The organism is Synechococcus sp. CCAP 1479/10, assembly GCF_019038515.1.
GTDB lineage: Bacteria > Cyanobacteriota > Cyanobacteriia > PCC-6307 > Cyanobiaceae > Cyanobium.
The window spans coordinates 101,405-119,333 of the sequence record NZ_JAFKRJ010000029.1; the positions used below are offsets into that span (position 1 = coordinate 101,405).

Here is a 17,929-nt window from a genome sequence, read left to right on the forward strand (position 1 = left end):
CCGGCTGGGGAACCCTCAAGAGACCACCCACACGCTTGAGCCCATGGCTGACGCCAGCCGCGCCCCCGGCCTGATCCAGCGCTATCGCGAGGAGCTGCAGGTGCGCCATTACGCCCGCCGCACCGTGAACACCTATGAGCAGTGGCTGCGGCGGTTCCTGCGGTTTCACCGCCTGCGACACCCTCGGACGATGGGAAGCACCGAAGTGAATGCCTTTCTGAGTTACCTGGCCGTGGAGCGGAAGGTGAGCGCCTCCACCCAGAACCAGGCGCTGGCGGCGCTGCTGTTTCTGTACAGGGACCTGCTGGGGCACGACCTGGTGCTGGAAGATCTGGTGCGGGCGCGGACAAGGCGGCGGCTGCCGGTGGTGCTGACGCCCCAGGAGGTGAGGGCGGTGCTGGAGCGGCTGGCCGGCGTGGAGGGACTGGTGGCCGGGTTGCTCTATGGGAGTGGCCTGCGGCTGATGGAAGCCCTCCGGCTGAGGGTGCACGATCTCGACTTCCACCGGCATGAGCTAACGGTGCGCGACGGCAAGGGCGGCAAGGATCGCCGCACCCTGCTTCCCAACAGTGTGGGCCAGCAGCTACAGGCACATCTGGTTGCCGTGCGGGAGGTGCATCGTCAGGATCTTGCCGAGGGCTGCGGCCGTGTGTCGCTGCCCCATGCGCTGGCAAGGAAGTACCCCAACGCTGCCGCGGAATGGGGCTGGCAGTGGGTGTTTCCGCAGCGGCAACGCTGGCGCGATCCAGCCAGCGGAAAGCAGGGCCGGCACCATCTCGATCCCAGCCTGATCCAGAAGGCTGTGCGGCGGGCGGTGCTGGCGGCGGGGATCATCAAGCCGGCGACACCTCACACCTTTCGCCATTCGTTTGCCACCCACCTGCTGGAACGGGGCCAGGACATCCGCACGATCCAGGAACTGTTGGGGCATCAGGATGTGCAGACCACCATGATCTACACCCATGTGCTGAACCGCGGGCCCCTGGGTGTCAGCAGTCCGGCCGACTTGCTGTAGCCCACTGAACGGTCTTCTGCGGGTCCGCCTAAGGCTTGGGAGCTGTGGCTGGATGAGCCCGGCATCGTTTGCCGTCAGGCTGTGGATCAAGGACTTCTACACACATGCCTTAACTGGTTTAGGCTGCTGGGGGTTGAAGCATGGACGCTTTAACCGGGTCCGCCCATTTAGCGTTCGAAAGATCGTGAAACCCTGCCGGGAGGGGGAAAGTTTCGCCCACGAATGGCATTCTGATAAACTTCTCATGGCTAACTAAAGCTCAACAAAGCCATGCCCCCTCGGTTTGTAGAAATCCCCGAGATGTCGCTTTGGTCACAGAGCATTGGCGGGTTGATTATAAACTTTGGGATGGCTGAGTTTCTAACTCTTCGTTGTGTTGAGTTGCTTTCTGGGGAACAGGAAGCGATGAGCATCAGAAACAAGCGGCTTTCAATGCGGATCAGCTCAGCAAAGAGGGCGATCGAAGGATCAGAGATGCCTGCCCAACTCAAAGAGCGTGCATTGTACTTGTGGTCAGAAATAGCATCGCTGTCGAAGATCCGCAATCGGATAGCACACAACCCATTGGCTGTCGGCCAGCACGCGGCGACGGGTCAGCTCATCTTAAGTGTGGTCGACTTGAAGAGAATGACTCCAAATGGAAGGAATCAGCTCGATCCCCTTATCTATCAGGAAATAGCAGGTGCTGCGGTAAGGATTCGCGACATAGTCCAGGAGCTGTCCCTGCTTATTGAGCCTGCTTCCGATGACCCATCGACGTGATGCCACTTCTAGCGTCAGCACTCAACGCGGGAATTCAATGAATCATGTTTCTATGGCTTACTTTATTCATTCGTACTCCTTGTTTTTCAACCATCTTGCCATGCTTAACTCCCTCTTAGTTAACGCAAAGGCAAACCCTTTGGCGGCGCCTGTCCGCGTCGGTTGTCTGTCAGGAGGCGACACTTCGAACAAGCCCCTCGAGTGGACAGGCCGCCTTCAACTATATGCTCCGCCATCCTAGGCTATTTGCCTGCCACTCAGGGGCAGCGTTATGCGTAGGCAACCAATCAAGCTGATCAGCCGAATCTGCTCGGTTGCTGTAGGGTCTGTCCGATCTAGTGTTTTCAGATTGAGCCATGGCTGACGCCAGCCCCAACGGAGACGACAGCAGTCTTGTCAAGAAAACTCTTGATTGGATAGCAGAGGCGGGAATCAATGGATTAGGGGTGCTGCCTTCAGCAAAGAAGGTTGCGGACGACCACCTTCGCAATACCGGAGACCCTGAATCAGCAATAGACTCAATCATTATGTGGAGAACGACATACGCGGCGGGCACTGGATTCGTTTCGGGCGTGGGCGGGATTGCTGTAATGCCCGTAACAATTCCAGCTGCACTTCTTGCGTCTTATGCGTTGGCTGCTAATACCGCCGCTGCTATAGCGTACTTGCGTGGTTACGATATCCATTCAGAGCAAGCACGCACGATGATTCTGCTTTGTCTAATTGGTGAGAGCGGAGAGCAGATCCTTAAGAATGCTGGGATCGCGATTGGCACCAAGTTGACTAAGAATCTTATTCAACAGATTCCTGGCAAAGTGCTAATTGAAATTAACAAGCGCATTGGCTTTCGATTAGTCACTAAGGCCGGAGCCAAGGGAGTCGTAAACGTGGCGAAAATGGTTCCTTTGGTGGGCGGTGTTGTGGGAGCAGGTTTCGATAGCTTCTTCGTTAACGCATGTGGGCGAGTCTCGAAGAAGGTTTTTATCATGTAGTGACCACGTATAACATCGCCATGCACCTGAGCCGCCACCGCAAGCTAATCCGGTTTCGACGATACTGCTTGCGGCCAGGTGATGGCGAGCGTTAGGCATAGCCCTACCCCAAGGCCACACGTAGGCTGTTCCCAGAGACAAGACCAGACATCTTCTCATGAATCTTCTTGGTCAGGCGTTAATCAGCCTAATCACCACTGGTGGGGCGCTTTATGTACTAGCTAGATTCTGGTTGAAGGAAAAGATTAGAACCGAGGTTCAAGAAGCATCCACCAGAAGAGTCAGAGGTTTCCAGCTTGAGCTTGATAAAGGGCTTGAAGAGTACAAGGCAGAACTTGCAAGCGTTGCCGAAGCCCTTCGCTCAAAGTTTTCGAAGAGCGGTACTGATTATGCAATTTATGCCGAGAAGAGACATCAAGCCATTGCTCTTCTTTTTTCAGAACTTTTGGAGGCTGAGCTGCTGGCGGGAGGCTATGCAAAGATGGTCTATGTTGAGCGGGAAGACCTGAAAGAGTCAATGGATGTTCGAGTATTACGTGCTGTGAACAAGTCAAGAGAGGCATATTTTAGGAATGCTTTGTATCTCACGGATGACCTTGACAGGCAAGCCCAGGAGATCTGCTCATTGCTATTCGATATAATGTTAGAGATTACAGATCCTGGCGAAACCCCTGCACAAACAAGCGGGCAAAAGCGCAGGTTGCTTAGAGAGAGTCTAAACTCCTTCCTTGTTTCAGCGCGTACAGAGCTTTCTCAAGGTCGTCCAAATGCACCCTCCCTTGACACTGTGAATACTTTCAATCCCTGAATCTCGAGTTCATGCCTAACACCGCCATTCACCAGAGCCGCCACCGAATGGTTGCAATCTCTATTCTTCACTCCTTGCGGCCTGGTGATGGCGAGCGTTAGCCTGACATGAAGCACATCGGATTTCAGCTATGCGGAGAAATTGGGACTTATTCAGAAAGATCCTGGAAATAGTGGAGGAGTGTGATGGCGGCTATCCAGTGGTCGCGACTAATGGGGCAGTCTTTTCAGGTGCGCACTTTAGCCTCGATCTTCCAGACCATGACTTCGGCGAAGTCTGTGAACATATGCTTCTTCTAGGTGATGCTGGTCTGGCGCAAGTCCGAGAGCTTGGCAGGACGCAAGAGGGTCCTGCAGGAGTTGCAATTGATAGGCTTACGATGGCTGGACATGACTTTTTGTCGAGTGCGCGCGACGATCAGAGATGGGATACAGCCATGACAATGGTCAAAGATAAAGGTGGAGCAGTTACCGTTGGGGTCTTGTCTCAGATCCTCGCCGCGCTGCTAAAACAGAGCTTTGGAATCAGTTGATTGAGGCGCTACGGCGTCAAAATGAGCCTTATTGACTACAGAATCTTTACTGCCAGAAGTAAAGAGACTGCTGTTATTCAGGCAGGCTAACATCAAGATGCAGCGGGCGGAGCCCAAATGTCTTGCCATTACTTCGTGGAGCGTTCCGCCGCTGATCTTGAGCGTTAGCCTGAGCACAAAGAGCCATGAACAAGATCAATGGACAGAGACGAATACACTGCGCTATTGCCAATCCTTGGAGCATTCGACCAATATCGAAGAGCCACCGAGAAATGCATTGAGGACAAACTGTGGCTCCCTGCTCTTGTATTGATCTACTCGTATATTGATTCACTGGCCTGGCTTGAAGCTACTGATGATAGCATTCAAGTTTCAGTACGCTTTCAGGCTTGGGTTGACAAATGGCTGCTAAGCAGAGGAAACCTTAACTGCAGCTCAATAGATTTGTACGGAGCAAGAAACGGATTGCTACATAGAATGACATCAGATTCTAACCTTAGCGAGAAGGGGCGTGCGCGAAGAGTTATTTACGACTATGTAGGTGTTGACCCAAGCAGCTTGCTTAAGGAGCACCACATATCGCCTGGCGAGTTTGTAGTAATCAATCTCAAAACACTTGCGAACGAAACCAAGGAAGCTGCAGTTGAGTTTATGGGCAGCTGTGATCACGACAGCCTTGTTCGAACCCGGTTCATAATGAAGGCAGAGCGATTCTATTCGGTTTATCCAGACCTTGGTAGCCTTGAGAACGTAATCCCGCCAGGCTAACATCAAGATTCAGCGGCCGGTGTAAAGATGCCTGATAGGCGCATTAGAGCACTTCCCGCCGCTGATCTTGAGCGTTAGGCCCGCAAAGCCCGCAGCAACGCCGTGCGGTACTGCCCCAGGCTCTGATACGTGGCCGCACTGGCGTCATCCGCTACCAGGGCACGCATCCGCTCGCGCTCGGCGGCTACTCGCGCTGCAATGCCCTGCTCAATGGCGTATGCCAGCGCCATCGGGTCAAAGGCAATGCGCTCGGTGCCCGCCGCCGCTTGGGCTTTGCTGGCTGCAAAAATCTTGTCCAGTTCGTCCATGTCTTTGCTCTCCAAGTTGTTCACGCTTCGGAACTAGGCCTAACCCCCGGGTCGAGCTGACCCGCCAAAGGCGGGCAGCTCACCCGGCCCGTTAGGAGGATCGATACGTGATTGTGATTCTTGATACCAACGTTTGGCTGAAGGAAAGGCTTCTGAGGTCGGCGGCTGGGGTCGCCTTGCTTTATGCCATTCATCGGATTGATGCTCGGATACTGTTGCCTGACTCAACGCGTCGTGAGATTTATTTTGGGGTTGAGCGTGATGGCGCAGGGGCAGTGGCAAAAATCGAGCGAGGCCTGAGAATAGTTCAAGAGCTTACTGGCGCTCGCCCAGCGATTGAAATTCCGTCTACAGAGATGTTTAGGAGAGGGGCGGAAGAAAGGCTTGACGAGCTTTCAGACTTGCTTCTCCCGATCGAAGTTGCACATAAACATCTAGCTGCTGCACTTGATAGAGTGACAACCCATCGGGCCCCCGCGCGAACCAGTGAGCAGTTCCGTGACTGCGTGCTATGGGAATGCATTATTGATCAGGATGAAGATTGCCTTCTGGTTACTTCGGACGAGGATTTTTTGGACAAGTCCTCAGGTCGGCATGTGTTGGCGTCAGAGCTTGACAATGAATCGAAGGGGCGAATCCAGGTCTTCGCTACTGTTGCCGATCTGCTAAGGGCAATTGAGCCTCAGCTGCCTCAAGTCGATACTGAGCATATTGCGACCTTAATCGCCAGAGAAACGCAGCCAGTTCTGGAAGACTGCTCTTCTAGCCAATCATGGACTCTAGGGCCGAGGGTTGGCGCAGAGCTTGAGATGTATTTAACAGAACGGCTCAGCACGATTGCTGTGGTTTTTGAGCTGAAGTTTAAAGCTCTACATGGTCTTGACATGCATGGCGAACTAGTTGAAGAGGGCTTCGTGCAAGTAAGAGGCGAATGCCTTTTCTCAGAAAGGCAAGGCATCAGCGAACTAAGAATAGACGGAATCCAACTCTATACGTCTACTGGGGAGAGAATCCAAGGAGGAGCGGTTTACATTCATGGCGCGACTTTTCACCTTGGCCGCCCTCCAGATGTCCCATACAAGGTGAGGACCAGATTAGAGGCTTGGCCCTCCTAACATCGAGATGCAGAAGTCGGGGCCTAAGGGAGGCCAATATGCGAAGGTACCTTGCCCGCTTCTGATCTGGAGCGTTAGGCTGGTTATACTTGGAAGACATGCAAGCATCAATTTACTCCTAAGCCAAACACAAACGGAGAATGGATTACAAGGAACTTAAGCAGGCAGTTAAGGGTATCGCAAGCAAAGGTCTTGAAGAGAGAAAGAATTGGTACTCGTCCGCCGCAGAGGCCTACAACTCCACAAGGCCGAAATACCCCAGCGAGCTAGTTGGGAAGGCGTTCAGCGCAGCCAAGCTTTCTTCGTCCTCAAGAATTCTTGAAATTGGGAGTGGCCCGGGAACAGCAACTACCTCTTTTGCAGAACTCGGCTGCCACATGGTCTGCATTGAGCCCAATCCAGACTTTTGCAAGATAGCAAAAAAGAAGTGCAAATTGTATTCATCGGTAGAAGTGATCAACAAATCCTTTGAGGAATGGGATCTAGAGACTGAAGCATTTGATGCAGTTCTCGCGGCAAGCTCCATGCATTGGATCCCTTCCGAGATTGGCTATACCAAGACTAGCAGTGCACTGAAGGAGGATGGCTATTTAATCCTCTTGTGGAACAAAGAGCTGCAGCCCTGCAAGTCCATGCAGAATGCGCTCTCGGATGTATACCAAATGCATGCGCCATCTCTTGACCGATACGAAGACAGGAGAACACAGGAAGACATTCTCGCTGGTCTTGGGCAAATGATGCTTGACTCTGGCAGGTTCCGAAACCTAGTTACAGCAACTGTTGAAACCTCTTTGACCTATACGCCTGATCAATACATATCTCTTCTCACTACGTACTCCTCATACCTAAGGCTTGATCAACACACGAGGAATGCCTTGTTTGCTGGCCTAAGGCAATGCTTCTTAGAGAAAGGAGGCGGCGAGGTTCGCCTTTCATATCTATCAACTTTTCACATTGCCCAGAAGATTTCGAACTTTGGAACATAGTATTGTTAACAGCCTAACATCAAGATTCAGCGGTCGGGAGCATGTATGGCTTTTGATTACAAAGGGCAACTGCCCGCCGCTGATATTGAGCGTTAGGCTATTTGCCTGTTCATGCCTGCTGGAGTCATTGCCAGCCATGGAAAAGCAGTTCATCCATGTTAACCGTGTAGTATCTCTGATTAGTCCGCGCTCTAGGACCCAATGGCTACCGCTGAACTCGCGCTACTGACTTCCATTACATCGCTGGTTGTTTCTTTCACAGCGCTTATTCGCGATAGGCACGTAGTACGTGTTAGAGCTGTGGCTTTTGAGAGTTCGGCCTCTAATTTTAACCTATCTGTAACCGTAATGAACAGCGGCAAGCGGGCAATCTCAGTAACACACTTAACAGTTTGTCGGCCCGGCATGCCGGGAGTATCGAGAAACTTCCTAGTCAACGGTGATTCGGCCAGGATTGAAGTGGGTGAACGTGCAACTACAGATATCGTGCCGGGGGATCCAGTGTATTGCTGGGAAACTAGTAGCCCTTATAGGTACCAGATCTTTGTTGAAGATGCTCTTGGCAAAAAATACAAGGCGTCCTTCCAGCGTGGTAATGCTTGCCTAACGTCCAGGTTAAGAAGGCGTGCGCTGAAATGAAATGCCATCGCCAAAAGTCCTACCCGCTTCTGATTTGGAGCGTTAGGCTGAGTTCACATTACGAACGCAAAGCAAAGCCATGCCTCTCGACCAAGATGCAAGACATCTAGAAATACACATACGCTTGGCAGAATACCAGACCCTAAGATCCGAAAGTGATCGGATCTCACAGTTTCTTGCAACTGCTATCTGGGTTGGTCTCACTGGCTTTGCTCTTTCGATCGCAGCAGCAGGCACACTTTCTAGTGCTGGGATAGCGCGTCCCAAAGTGGTGCAAGCAACAACTGTGCTGCTAGTGTTTCAGTCGGTGGCGATTAGCACCATGTACTTGTCTGAGCTATACAAGTACAAACGAGTAGGTGGCTATATTCGCACGCACATAGAGTCACGATTGGGAGCAAGGCTCACCAAATCACAACGACCATTGAACTGGGAGACATGGATTGAACCACAACGCGCAACAGCACTTCACGTTTCCTCATTCGTCTTCCTTCAGTCTCCAGTCCTAGCCACATTCTTGCTTTTGCTCAACGAATGGACAGACTTGATTAGTGACGCGTCACTTTTTGGGAAATTCGCTGCATATCTACATCAGGATTCTCCATCCGTATTTCTTATCAAACTTCTTATCCTCTTTGACGTTGCGTTCCTAGGCTGGCTCATTCGCAAGATTTGGAGATGGAGGCCAGCATGATATCAGTAGTGATACCAGTAAAGCGTGACATCCGTGCAGAGTCGGCAGTTCGGAAGCTGAAGAAATGGCAGCACTTGATCGGCGATAGCTTAGAAGTTATCGTATGTGGTGAGTTGACTGCAGGCCAAGCGTGTTCTGGTTTGAGATGTATTGATGTCGTGCCAGCAGATAAGGGAACTTGTGTTCGTACTGGTATCCTTGCAAGTCATGGTGTAATTGTGCTTGTCTGCGACGCTGACATCCCAGTCGAGTTTTCAGACTTGGATAGATTAGTTAATGCTTTGCCTGCGCAGGGGATGTCAATAGGATATCGCTTGTACAGCAATGCAGATCCTAAACTTCAAGCACCGATTATACGCCGCTTTACAAGTTACGCTTTTCGTCGCTTTGTCGGCTTGCTTTTCGGATTTCCCCAGGATATAGACCCTCAGTGCGGTGTTAAAGTGTTCTCTTCTAAAGCGGCTAAAGTCCTTTTCGCTGAGCTGCAGACTCAGGGGCTTGGATATGATCTTGAGATTCTCACAAAAGCCTATTCCAAAGGAATCAGAGTTGTGAGCATTCCAGTTTCATGGAAGTATTCTGGAAGTTCGATTTCGTTATGTCGAGATAGTTTTGGTGTTTTTTTGGAAGCTATCTCGCTGTGGTTAAGGGTTCACTCTCGCATTGCCTAACATCAAGATCCAGCGGGCGGGCCGAGAAATGCTCTATGTAATCATTTTGCATCTCCCCGCCACTGATCTTGGGCGTTAGGCGGCGCAAACAAAGAGAGTCCCACCACGATGCAGAACGACGATCTCGCCATCCCTACGCTGCCATCTCGCTCGGTCGCCTCGACTACAGAGTTCTATCGACGACTCGGCTTCGAAGGCGGAGCGCACCCCTTCAATAGCGATTACGCTATCTTCAGGCGTGGTGCAGTCGAACTGCATTTCTTCACGCACATGGATCTCCAACCTGCAGAGTCCTCATCTGGCTGCTATATCAGAGTCCAAGACGTAGATACTTTCTACAAAGCGTGCTCAGCTCTTGGGTTGCCACGCACAGGTATCCCACGCATGGACAGACTCGAAGACAAGCCGTGGGGTCTCCGAGAGTTTGCCATCGTCGATCCTGACGGCAATCTCCTGCGCATTGGCCAAGTCATATAAGGCCAGGTGCACGCCTTGCCGGATACAGCGCCTCCTAACCCCTCGTTGAACCACCGGACCAGATACGGCGGGCCGGTTGACTCGAACGTTATACCGACGCGCGTGATCGACGAGTTCATTATTCAGCCGCTTGTTTGCAGCCCGCGCCACGACGCGGCGCTTGAGCAACTGCTCCACGACGCCTACGTCCCCGCGGGCTTCACGGAAGCGGCCCGCGCCACCGCGCTCTTCCGAGCGGACGCGGTCCATGCGCGTGGGTTCACGTTCGGCGCACACGATGCGTCGGGCACGCTGCTCGGCACCGTCACCCTCGTCCCCGGTGGCGGGCCCGCGTGCCGGATCGCCGCCGCACATGAGCTCGAGGTGCATCTCTTGGCCGTGCGAGCCGACGCCCGCGGTCGTGGCGTCGGCGAAGCGTTGGTCACCGCCCTCCTCGACGCCCCTGAGGCGCAGCGCGCCACCGTTGCCTGGCTGTGGACGCAAGCCGCGATGACCAGCGCCCAGCGCCTCTACCACCGGCTCCAGTTCGAGCGGGTGCCGAGCCGCGACTTCCGCGACGGAACCCGAGAGTTCCTCGTGTACGCCCGGCCGCTCAGCGGGCGCGCCGACTCGGGTGCGGTATGACGCCGCTTGCTGCTGCCGCAGAAGCAAACGTTAGGCAGATCAAAAGCGATTGACGATGAACCACGAGCGACTCGAAACTCAGCGCAAGAGCAGTTCATAGCCCTATACGCGAATGGCACCCCCCTAGGTGTCGCCTTGCAGGAGCTCTGGACATGGTCAGGCTCGGATCTCATCAGCAACGCGCCGCGCGGGATTCTTGCTGAGTTTCTGGTCGCCCATGCGCTGGGGGTCGATGGATCCGCTCAACGTCAATCACGTTCTCGCCTTGCTTCAGATGCTCTGCCCGAGAACGGTGCCGCTCGATGGTCTCTGCGACGCTCTGGCCGAGGCAGCCAGCTGCATCCCGTCTGCTCCAGGCAGTACGGCGTAACCCGCTACTGCGTAACCTCAAGAGCTGGCTTCGCATCTTTACGCATGGTGTTCGCAGCGTTATCGCTCCTCGCTGGTGCGGCCCTGGTGTGGTTGTCTGTGTGGTTGAAGCTCCGCTCCCAGCAGTGCCGGCAGTGGCCCAGCGTCATGGGTCGCGTCACCGAATCTCGCGTGGACGACGCACGCCTGGAAACGACCAAGCCCATTCTTCGCTATCACTATGAAGTTGGCGGCCAATCCTACGTTGGCTTCCGTGCTTCGTTCTCCGGCTACGGCGTCAGCCGTGCGGCGATGGAGTCGGTCATCAAGCCCTACCCCCAGGGAAGCAGGGTCAGGGTCTACTACAACCCACGCCATCCGGCATCCGCCGTCCTCGACAACACCGCACCGTCGGATTGGCTCTATTGGTTCTCGTTTGGTGTCGGCTTCCTGGTCCTCGCTGTCTATCTGGCCCTGCGATGAGCCACCGCCCCGCTTCGATCCGGGTCCTCGGCCCCACGGACGCCCCGGTGCTTCACCAGATGCTGGGCCTCTTCAGCGACGCCTTCGACGACCCCGAGTCCTACCTCCACCATCAACCCAGTGACGCCTACCTCACCAGGCTCCTGGCCAGCGACACCTTCATCGCCGTCGCCGCCTTCGCGGCAGACCAGATGGTCGGCGGCCTGGCCGGTTACGTCCTTCCCAAGTTCGAGCAGGAGCGCAGCGAGTTCTACATCTACGACCTGGCCGTCGCGGAGGAGTTCAGGCGCCAGGGCATCGCCACCGCACTCATCAACACCATCAGGCGCATCGCCGAGGAGCGCGGCATCCATGTGATCTACGTCCAGGCCGACTACGGCGATGACCCAGCGGTCGCGCTCTACACCAAGCTCGGCACCCGGGAAGACGTCATGCACTACGACATTCTTCCCGGCGCGTAGGCGACGTGATCGAATTCCGCCTGGAATCCCGCCGCCGTGGGGCTGCAGGCATACAGCCCCACCTGTGCCGGTCCCGTCTCGCCCAGCTCCTGCAGCCGGGCCATCCGCAGTTGCTGCCAGTCCTCCCCATCCAGGCTGGCGTCGGCGATCACATCGCGGCCCTCGCGGCGCAGCCGGAACCACACCGTGCTGATCTCCCGCGCCAGGGGCTGGGTCGACCAGTCGGAGGCCTGGGCGTTGGTCACCACTGCGCCGAGCCGGTTGGGGCCGTCCGGTTCGAATTCCACCGAGGTCTTGATCCAGCAGGCCGGCGACAGCCGCAGCAGCAGTCCGGCCTGGTCGTAGCGGTGGCGCGGATGGGCCGTCACCCGGCAGGAGAGCACCCCATCACCGTCCATCTCCCGCAGCAGGGCATGGCCGTTGTCGGCCTCGAAGCCGTAGTGGGTGCGCTGCCAGAAGTCGGTGCGGCCCGCCGGCCAGAGCCGCAGGCGGCCGGTGGCGGCCTCCCGCTCCCATCGCGGCGGTTCGTTCAGCCACTGCAGGTCGTTGTCGAGGTTCATGGTGTCTCAGGGGTGGGGGTGGAGGCGAGGCCGATCTCCTGGCCGTAGGAGAGCTCCAGGGTGTGGCCGTCGGGATCCCTCAGGAAGGCCCAGAGCCCCACGGGCGGGCCATCGTCCTGCGGCTCTGCGATCAGCACCCCCTCGCTGCGGGCCCGTTCGCAGAGCTCCAGCAGTCGCTCCGGACTGGCGCAGCCCACCCCGAGATGGCCCAGAGGCCGCAACGGCGCCTCCACCACGCCGCTCTCGATCAGCACCACGACGAAGGGCCGGGTGCCGTCGCTGATCCAGGCGACGCGCAGCCCCGTCCCGCCGTCCCGCCGGTGGACGGGACGCAGGCCGGTGTAGGTGGCATAGAAGGCCAGGCTCCGCTCCAGATCCGTGACGGGCAGGGCCACATGGGTCAGTCCGATGTCAACCATGGCGAAGCAGGAGAAGGACATGGAGGCCGGCCAGGGCCAGCCCCACGGGGATCAGCAGGGCGGGCACGGCGGCCAGCCCCAGGTCAGCGGCGATCCAGCCCAGCGAGGTGGGCACGGCCACCGCACCGGCGCTGGCGGCACTGGTGGCCAGGCCGACGGCGGCCGGCACCAGGGCGACGGGCAGGCGCCGCGGGATCAGCAGGATCGTGGCGGGAAAGATCCCGGCCAGGCCGAACCCCGCCAGCGGCAGGGCGAGCCAGGGCGCGGCCCCACCGGACCAGCCGATCAGGGCCGCCAGCAGCAGGGCCAGCGAGCCGCTGATCCACCGGATCACCCCCAGCCGCCCCACCAGCCCGCCGAAACCGAAGCGGCCCGCCGTCAGCCCCAGCCAGTAGAGGCTGACGCCGATGCCGGCTGCCACTGCGGCCTGGGAGCGGCCCAGGTGCTGAACGCTGAAGGCCCAGGTGCCGATCGAGGCCTCGAGGCCCACCGCCGCCAGCAGCACCAGCCCGCTCAGCCCCACGGCCGGCCGCCGCAGGGCCTGCCCCAGCACCCGCCAGTCGCCACCGGCGGCCCCGGCGGGACGCGGCCCCGGGCCGGCCCGCCGTTGCTGCCAGAGCCATAGCAGCACCAGGCCGCCCAGGCCGGCCAGCACCAGATACACCTGGCGCCAGCCGCCCCCCAGGGCCAGCACCGTGGTGGCGATCGTCGGCCCCGTGACGGCGCCGACGCCGTAGAAGCCATGCAGCGGGCCGATCAGCCGGGCGCCGGCCGCGTGCTGCGCCACGGCCGTGTTCAGGCCGGCGTCGACCAGGCCGATGCCCAGGCCCACCGCCACCCCCGTGGCCACCATCAGGTCCCAGCGGGGGGTGAGGGCGTAGAGCAGCAGGGCCGAGGCCAGCAGCGTGAAGGCCATCAGCAGCAGCCGGTCCAGCCCCAGCCGGCTGCTCACCATGCCGTTCAGCAGGGCCGCCAGCAGATAGCCAACGATCTGGCTGACCAGCAGCAGCGTCACCGATCCGGTGCTGAGCGTGAAGGTGTCCAGCAGGGAGGGCACCAGCACGCCGAGGGCCGCCTCCACCGCGCCGATCACCACAAAGGCGGCGCAGGCCACCCCCATCCGCAGGTCGCTCGCTGCGTCAGCCATCACGGCGGCGCAGGGCGACGGCGACCAGCAGCAGCAGCACCGCCAGCCAGCGGGCGGGCCCGTTCGGCTGCTGGGGGACCCCCAGCCAGCCCCAGTGGTCGATCAGCAGCGAGCCGATCAGCTGGCTGCAGACCACCGTCATGGTGGTGGCAGTGAGCCCGAGCCGGGGAATCACCAGGGTGGAGAGGGTGACGTAGAGGGCGCCGAGCATGCCGCCGCCCAGGGCCCAGGGCGGGACAGCGGCGAGCCGCTCGATGGGCCCGGCACGGAAACCCCCCAGGGCCAGCAGCAGCCCGAGGGCGGCGGCACCCACCAGGAAGTTGACCGTGGCGGCGGCCACGGCGGAGCGCAGCGTGCCGCCCAGGCGCGCATTGGCGGCCCCGCCCAGCGACAGCAGGCTGCCCGCCGAGAAGGCACAGAGCACGGCGGAGAGGGGGTTCATCGCCCACCCCCCGACTGGGTGAGCAGGACCATGGCCGCCAGGAACAGCGCCATGGCCGCCCAGCCCCGGGCGCCGAGGCGCTGGCGCCGCACCCCCAGCCAGCCGTGGTGATCCATCACGAGGCCGGCGACCGCCTGGCCGGCCACCACCAGCCCGAGGGTGAGGGTGGCGCCGAGACGGGGGATCACCAGGGTGCTGGAGCTCACGTACCAGGCGCCGAGCACCCCGGCCAGCAGGGTCCAGCGCGGCGCCGTGCCGATCGCCCGCCAGTCGGGGGCCGGCAGCAGGCCGCTGAGCAGCAGCCCGATCAGGGTGAGCGAACCCAGCAGGTAGGAGTGGAGGGCGGCGAGGGGAACGGACTGGAGCGACTGGGCCAGCCGGGCGTTCATGGCCGCCTGCACCGGCAGCAGGGCACCGGCCAGCAGGGCCAGGGCGATCGCCATGGCCGAGGAGACGGGGACGACGGGCGCCGGCGAGCGGGGGAGGGACAGGCAAGACATCTCGATATCAAGAGACTTGATCCGAAGCTAGGGGTGAGTTGTCTTGACGTCAAGCTATCCTCGGGCCATGGCCTCCGACCGCATCGACCTGATCCAGGGCCAGTGGCAGCAGGCCTCCCCGGACCTGGATGTCTCCGCCCTGGCCGTGGTGGGGCGGATCCTGCGCATCGCCCGGCTGCTGGAGCGTCAGCGCGAAGCCCTGCTGGCCCCCCATGGGCTCAGCCTCTGGTCCTTCGATGTGCTGGCCACCCTCCGGCGCCAGCCCCCACCGCACCAGCTCACCCCCACCGAGCTCTACGGCGCCTTGATGCTGTCCTCCGGCGCCATGACCAACCGGATCGATCGCCTCGAGGCCGACGGCCTGGTGGAGAGACACCGTGAAACGACCGACCGGCGCAGCGTCCTGGTACGGCTCACGGCCAGGGGCGCCCAGCTGGTGGAGACGGTGCTGCCTGTGGTCGTTGGCAGCGAGCGGGAACGGCTGGAGCACTGCACCACCTCCGAGGAGCGTGAGCTCCTGGCCGGGCTGCTGCGCCGCCAGCTCCTGGCCCTGGACGGCGGCGACTGAAGCCTCCGCAGCACCATGGCTTCAGCACTCTCCTTCAGGCCCCTCACGCAGGCCGATCGCCAGCGCCTCGAGAGCCTGTGCATCGCCTGCAGCGACTTCTTCGAGTGCATCGAAGCTCAGCCCGGTGGCCATGAAACGGCAGCCGAGCTGCTTGGTCCCCTCGCGCCGGACGTGGGCAGCGGAGAGAAAAGCCTCGTTGGCGTGGAGTTCGGCTGTGAACTGGTCGGGGTGGTGGAGCTGTTGGCTGGTTTCCCTGGGCCGCAGGAGTGGTACGTCGGTCTGCTGCTGCTTCATCCCGAGCGGCTCGGTGAGGGAGCCGGAACGGCCCTCTGGGAACACCTGCGGCAACAGATGACCCAGGAGGGGGCCACCACGGTGCGACTCATCGTCCAACAACAGAATCCCCGGGCTCGTCGGTTCTGGGAGCGGCAGGGATTCACCGTGGAGAGGGAGATGATGGCCACAGCCGGCAAGCTGGAAAGCCCCGTCTGGCTGTTGCGTCGTGATCTTCAGGCGCCGGCCGCCCATGCCGTGGCAGCCCAGCAGGGCTCACCTTGCCGCTGAGCGAAAGCGCCCGACACGACCATGAAGATCAGACTCGAACCCCCCAACCCGGCCTGGACGGAGGCCTTCGAACGGCACAGGGAGCGCCTCCTGGAAGCCCTGCCGATAGCGGGGCTTTTCGTCGATCACATCGGCAGTACCTCCCTGGGCGACATCAGCGCCAAGCCGATCATCGACATCCTTGTCGGCCTGCCGGATCCATCCCCACTGGATGCGGTGATCGATCCCCTGCTGGCCGCCGGCTACACCTATGTGGAAGCGTTCACGGGCGCAATGCCGTACAGGCGCTTCTTCGTCCGTCTCCAGGCCCTGTCGGCCGGGCCCCTGCCTCGCGTCATCGGTCCAGCAGATGCGCTGGCCTTCGGCCGTGATTACGACTCCATCGCGAACATTCATGTGATGGAGCGCGGGACTGATCACTGGAGGCGACACATCGCCTTCCGTGACTACCTACGGGCGCATTCTGAGGTGAGACTTGCGTATGAGAGCTTGAAACTCAGGATTGCGAAAATGGATTTCGTGGACCCACTTGACTACAACAGCTTCAAGGCAGATTTCATCCGTGAGCATCAGGGGAAGGCGATGGCCTGGTTCCTGCAAAGAGGGCAGTAGATCTGGGTTGTAACTCAGAGCTGTCGATCAGGACTTTGGTTGCCTCTTGGGCTTACCGACGGATGAGATAGCCTGTTTAACTCTTTGTTCCCTGCGTCAGTTGATCGATGAAGGTCATCATTCTTGGCAATGCCGGGGCCGGCAAGAGCACCCTGGCCAGGAAGCTGATCGCCAGGCAGCCGGCCGCCCGGTTATCGCTGGATGAGGTCGCGTTCCAGGGCGGCACCGAACGGCGTCCCCTTCACGAGAGTGTCGAGGACGTCAGGCGCTGGATCACCGAGCAGGACAGCTGGATCATCGAAGGCTGTTACGCAGACATCCTGGAGCCCGTCCTGGCCAGTGCCGATGAACTGATCTTTCTGAATCCCGGCGTCGAGGCCTGTCTGGCCCACTGCCGCTCCAGGCCCTGGGAGCCCGAGAAATTCAGCTCCCGCGATGAACAGGACGCGAATCTCGACAACCTCCTGCAGTGGGTTGGCTCCTACGAAACCCGATCCGACGAATACGGACTCGCCAGGCACCGGGCCCTGTATGAATCCTTTGAGGGGAAGAAGCGGGAATTCTGCCATCCTGAAGCGTATGCATCCACCCGGTGCTCCGTCTATATCGCCACCAGTCTCGATGGCTGTATCGCCCGCAGCGACGGCTCCATCGATTGGCTGGAGCGCGCCAACGCCGCCGTACCCGCCGGTGAAGACTGCGGCTACGCCGACTTCATCCAGACGGTCGATGCGATCGTCATGGGACGGGCCACCTTCGAGAAGGTTCTCAGCTTTCCTGAATGGCCCTATGGCAGCCTGCCGGTTTATGTGCTCAGCACCACCTTGCGAAGCCGTCCTGCCGGAGTGCCGGACTCGGTCCAGGTGCTTTCTGCCTCGCCCCACGAGGTCGTGGAACGGGCCGCTGCAGCGGGCCACCGCCATCTCTACATCGATGGCGGACGCACCATCCAGGGCTTCCTGAAAGCTGGGCTGATCACCGAGCTGACGATCACGCTCATCCCGCTGCTGCTGGGCTCAGGGATCAAGCTGTTTGGTGATCTGCCAGCCGACACGAACCTGCGTCTGTTGTCATCCAGAGCCTTTCCGTTCGGTTTCGTTCAGTGTCACTATGCGCTGTGCCAGGAGGCCTGGCCTTCAATGCCGACCTTCGAAGCACAGCCGCTGTGATGGTCCCTGAGGATCACTCGCGCATACCGATCGAGCGATGGCGCCGTTGGCTAGGCGGCGTCCTGCTCGTACCGCTCCTGGCGATGTCGGGCGGGTTCGTCTTCCTCCTCTGCCATGCACTGGTGCGTGGTGAAATCAGCATCGTCTCCAGGGGCTATCACGTGTCCAGCAGTGCCTATGACGTGACCCCCTTTATCGGTCCAGGCCTTATGAGAGTGGTTGGTTGTGATCATGCGGCAGCTCCCTGTTGAGCTGCCTCCAGGGG

The 17,929-nt window shown here is 59.1% G+C and carries 23 protein-coding genes; 17 read left to right on the forward strand and 6 right to left on the reverse strand.

Annotation, left to right across the window (positions count from 1 at the left end; all coding sequences use genetic code 11):
• Positions 1-43: 43 nt before the first annotated feature.
• The 6 genes from KUG39_RS11180 (at position 44) to KUG39_RS11205 (ending at position 4,877) form a co-directional block, all read left to right on the forward strand.
• Positions 44-1,015, forward strand: a complete 972-nt coding sequence (locus tag KUG39_RS11180; RefSeq protein WP_216912838.1) for an integron integrase — start codon at positions 44-46, stop codon at positions 1,013-1,015.
• Between the two features lie 348 nt (positions 1,016-1,363).
• Entirely contained in the window at positions 1,364-1,777 is a 414-nt protein-coding gene (locus KUG39_RS11185) for a hypothetical protein (RefSeq protein WP_216912840.1), read from the forward strand.
• Between the two features lie 356 nt (positions 1,778-2,133).
• Positions 2,134-2,769 carry an EcsC family protein gene (locus KUG39_RS11190; RefSeq protein WP_216912842.1) on the forward strand — a complete coding sequence of 212 codons (636 nt, stop codon included), beginning with the start codon at positions 2,134-2,136 and terminating at the stop codon, positions 2,767-2,769.
• Positions 2,770-2,926: 157 nt separating this feature from the next.
• Entirely contained in the window at positions 2,927-3,577 is a 651-nt protein-coding gene (locus KUG39_RS11195; protein WP_216912844.1) for a hypothetical protein, read from the forward strand.
• A gap of 130 nt (positions 3,578-3,707) precedes the next feature.
• On the forward strand, positions 3,708-4,109 hold the full coding sequence (locus KUG39_RS17605; protein WP_286192894.1) for a DUF2513 domain-containing protein: 402 nt from the start codon (positions 3,708-3,710) through the stop codon (positions 4,107-4,109).
• 198 nt (positions 4,110-4,307) lie between these two features.
• A complete protein-coding gene (locus KUG39_RS11205) occupies positions 4,308-4,877 on the forward strand; it encodes a hypothetical protein (RefSeq protein WP_216912848.1) in 570 nt (189 codons plus the stop codon).
• A gap of 74 nt (positions 4,878-4,951) precedes the next feature.
• On the opposite strand, the gene KUG39_RS11210 is transcribed toward KUG39_RS11205, so the two are convergent.
• A complete protein-coding gene (locus tag KUG39_RS11210) occupies positions 4,952-5,185 on the reverse strand; it encodes a hypothetical protein (protein WP_216912850.1) in 234 nt (77 codons plus the stop codon).
• A gap of 107 nt (positions 5,186-5,292) precedes the next feature.
• Between KUG39_RS11210 and KUG39_RS11215 the strand changes: the two genes are divergently transcribed.
• The 7 genes from KUG39_RS11215 (at position 5,293) to KUG39_RS11240 (ending at position 11,683) form a co-directional block, all read left to right on the forward strand.
• Positions 5,293-6,300 carry a PIN domain-containing protein gene (locus KUG39_RS11215; protein WP_216912852.1) on the forward strand — a complete coding sequence of 336 codons (1,008 nt, stop codon included), beginning with the start codon at positions 5,293-5,295 and terminating at the stop codon, positions 6,298-6,300.
• A gap of 140 nt (positions 6,301-6,440) precedes the next feature.
• A complete protein-coding gene (locus tag KUG39_RS11220; RefSeq protein ID WP_216912854.1) occupies positions 6,441-7,286 on the forward strand; it encodes a class I SAM-dependent methyltransferase in 846 nt (281 codons plus the stop codon).
• Between the two features lie 1,317 nt (positions 7,287-8,603).
• Positions 8,604-9,290 (forward strand): glycosyltransferase family protein, encoded by a 687-nt coding sequence (locus KUG39_RS11225; protein WP_216912856.1) that lies wholly within the window; start codon positions 8,604-8,606, stop codon positions 9,288-9,290.
• Between the two features lie 108 nt (positions 9,291-9,398).
• Positions 9,399-9,767, forward strand: coding sequence for a bleomycin resistance protein (locus KUG39_RS17610; protein WP_106222239.1), 369 nt, complete (start codon positions 9,399-9,401; stop codon positions 9,765-9,767).
• 102 nt (positions 9,768-9,869) lie between these two features.
• Positions 9,870-10,391: a GNAT family N-acetyltransferase gene (locus tag KUG39_RS11230; RefSeq protein ID WP_216912858.1), complete on the forward strand. Its 522-nt coding sequence runs from the start codon at positions 9,870-9,872 to the stop codon at positions 10,389-10,391.
• 414 nt (positions 10,392-10,805) lie between these two features.
• Positions 10,806-11,222 (forward strand): DUF3592 domain-containing protein, encoded by a 417-nt coding sequence (locus KUG39_RS11235; protein ID WP_216912860.1) that lies wholly within the window; start codon positions 10,806-10,808, stop codon positions 11,220-11,222.
• Complete coding sequence (locus KUG39_RS11240) at positions 11,219-11,683, forward strand: AAC(3)-I family aminoglycoside N-acetyltransferase (RefSeq protein ID WP_216912861.1); 465 nt, start codon at positions 11,219-11,221, stop codon at positions 11,681-11,683. The genes KUG39_RS11235 and KUG39_RS11240 overlap by 4 nt, the downstream gene beginning before the upstream one ends.
• On the opposite strand, the gene KUG39_RS11245 is transcribed toward KUG39_RS11240, so the two are convergent.
• From KUG39_RS11245 to KUG39_RS11265, 5 genes are read right to left on the reverse strand one after another with little or no spacing between them, the layout of a single operon-like run.
• The gene (locus KUG39_RS11245) at positions 11,659-12,243 is read right to left on the reverse strand and encodes a DUF1349 domain-containing protein (protein WP_216912863.1); all 585 of its coding nucleotides are present in this window, start codon (positions 12,241-12,243) and stop codon (positions 11,659-11,661) included. The genes KUG39_RS11240 and KUG39_RS11245 overlap by 25 nt on opposite strands.
• Positions 12,240-12,683, reverse strand: a complete 444-nt coding sequence (locus KUG39_RS11250; protein WP_286192896.1) for a VOC family protein — start codon at positions 12,681-12,683, stop codon at positions 12,240-12,242. Before KUG39_RS11250 ends, KUG39_RS11245 begins: the two co-directional genes overlap by 4 nt.
• Positions 12,655-13,809: an MFS transporter gene (locus tag KUG39_RS11255; protein ID WP_216912865.1), complete on the reverse strand. Its 1,155-nt coding sequence runs from the start codon at positions 13,807-13,809 to the stop codon at positions 12,655-12,657. The genes KUG39_RS11250 and KUG39_RS11255 overlap by 29 nt, the downstream gene beginning before the upstream one ends.
• Positions 13,802-14,251 (reverse strand): DMT family transporter, encoded by a 450-nt coding sequence (locus KUG39_RS11260; protein ID WP_216912866.1) that lies wholly within the window; start codon positions 14,249-14,251, stop codon positions 13,802-13,804. The genes KUG39_RS11255 and KUG39_RS11260 overlap by 8 nt, the downstream gene beginning before the upstream one ends.
• Complete coding sequence (locus KUG39_RS11265; RefSeq protein ID WP_286192897.1) at positions 14,248-14,751, reverse strand: DMT family transporter; 504 nt, start codon at positions 14,749-14,751, stop codon at positions 14,248-14,250. Before KUG39_RS11265 ends, KUG39_RS11260 begins: the two co-directional genes overlap by 4 nt.
• A 67-nt stretch (positions 14,752-14,818) precedes the next feature.
• On the opposite strand from KUG39_RS11265, the gene KUG39_RS11270 reads away from it, so the two are divergent.
• The 4 genes from KUG39_RS11270 to KUG39_RS11285 all read left to right on the forward strand — a co-directional run bounded on the left by KUG39_RS11270 (position 14,819) and on the right by KUG39_RS11285 (position 17,664).
• On the forward strand, positions 14,819-15,319 hold the full coding sequence (locus KUG39_RS11270; RefSeq protein ID WP_106222223.1) for a MarR family winged helix-turn-helix transcriptional regulator: 501 nt from the start codon (positions 14,819-14,821) through the stop codon (positions 15,317-15,319).
• A 15-nt stretch (positions 15,320-15,334) separates the two neighbouring features.
• Complete coding sequence (locus KUG39_RS11275; protein ID WP_216912867.1) at positions 15,335-15,883, forward strand: GNAT family N-acetyltransferase; 549 nt, start codon at positions 15,335-15,337, stop codon at positions 15,881-15,883.
• A 21-nt stretch (positions 15,884-15,904) separates the two neighbouring features.
• Complete coding sequence (locus tag KUG39_RS11280) at positions 15,905-16,495, forward strand: GrpB family protein (protein ID WP_216912868.1); 591 nt, start codon at positions 15,905-15,907, stop codon at positions 16,493-16,495.
• Between the two features lie 107 nt (positions 16,496-16,602).
• Positions 16,603-17,664, forward strand: coding sequence for a dihydrofolate reductase family protein (locus KUG39_RS11285; protein WP_216912869.1), 1,062 nt, complete (start codon positions 16,603-16,605; stop codon positions 17,662-17,664).
• Positions 17,665-17,929 lie beyond the last annotated feature (265 nt).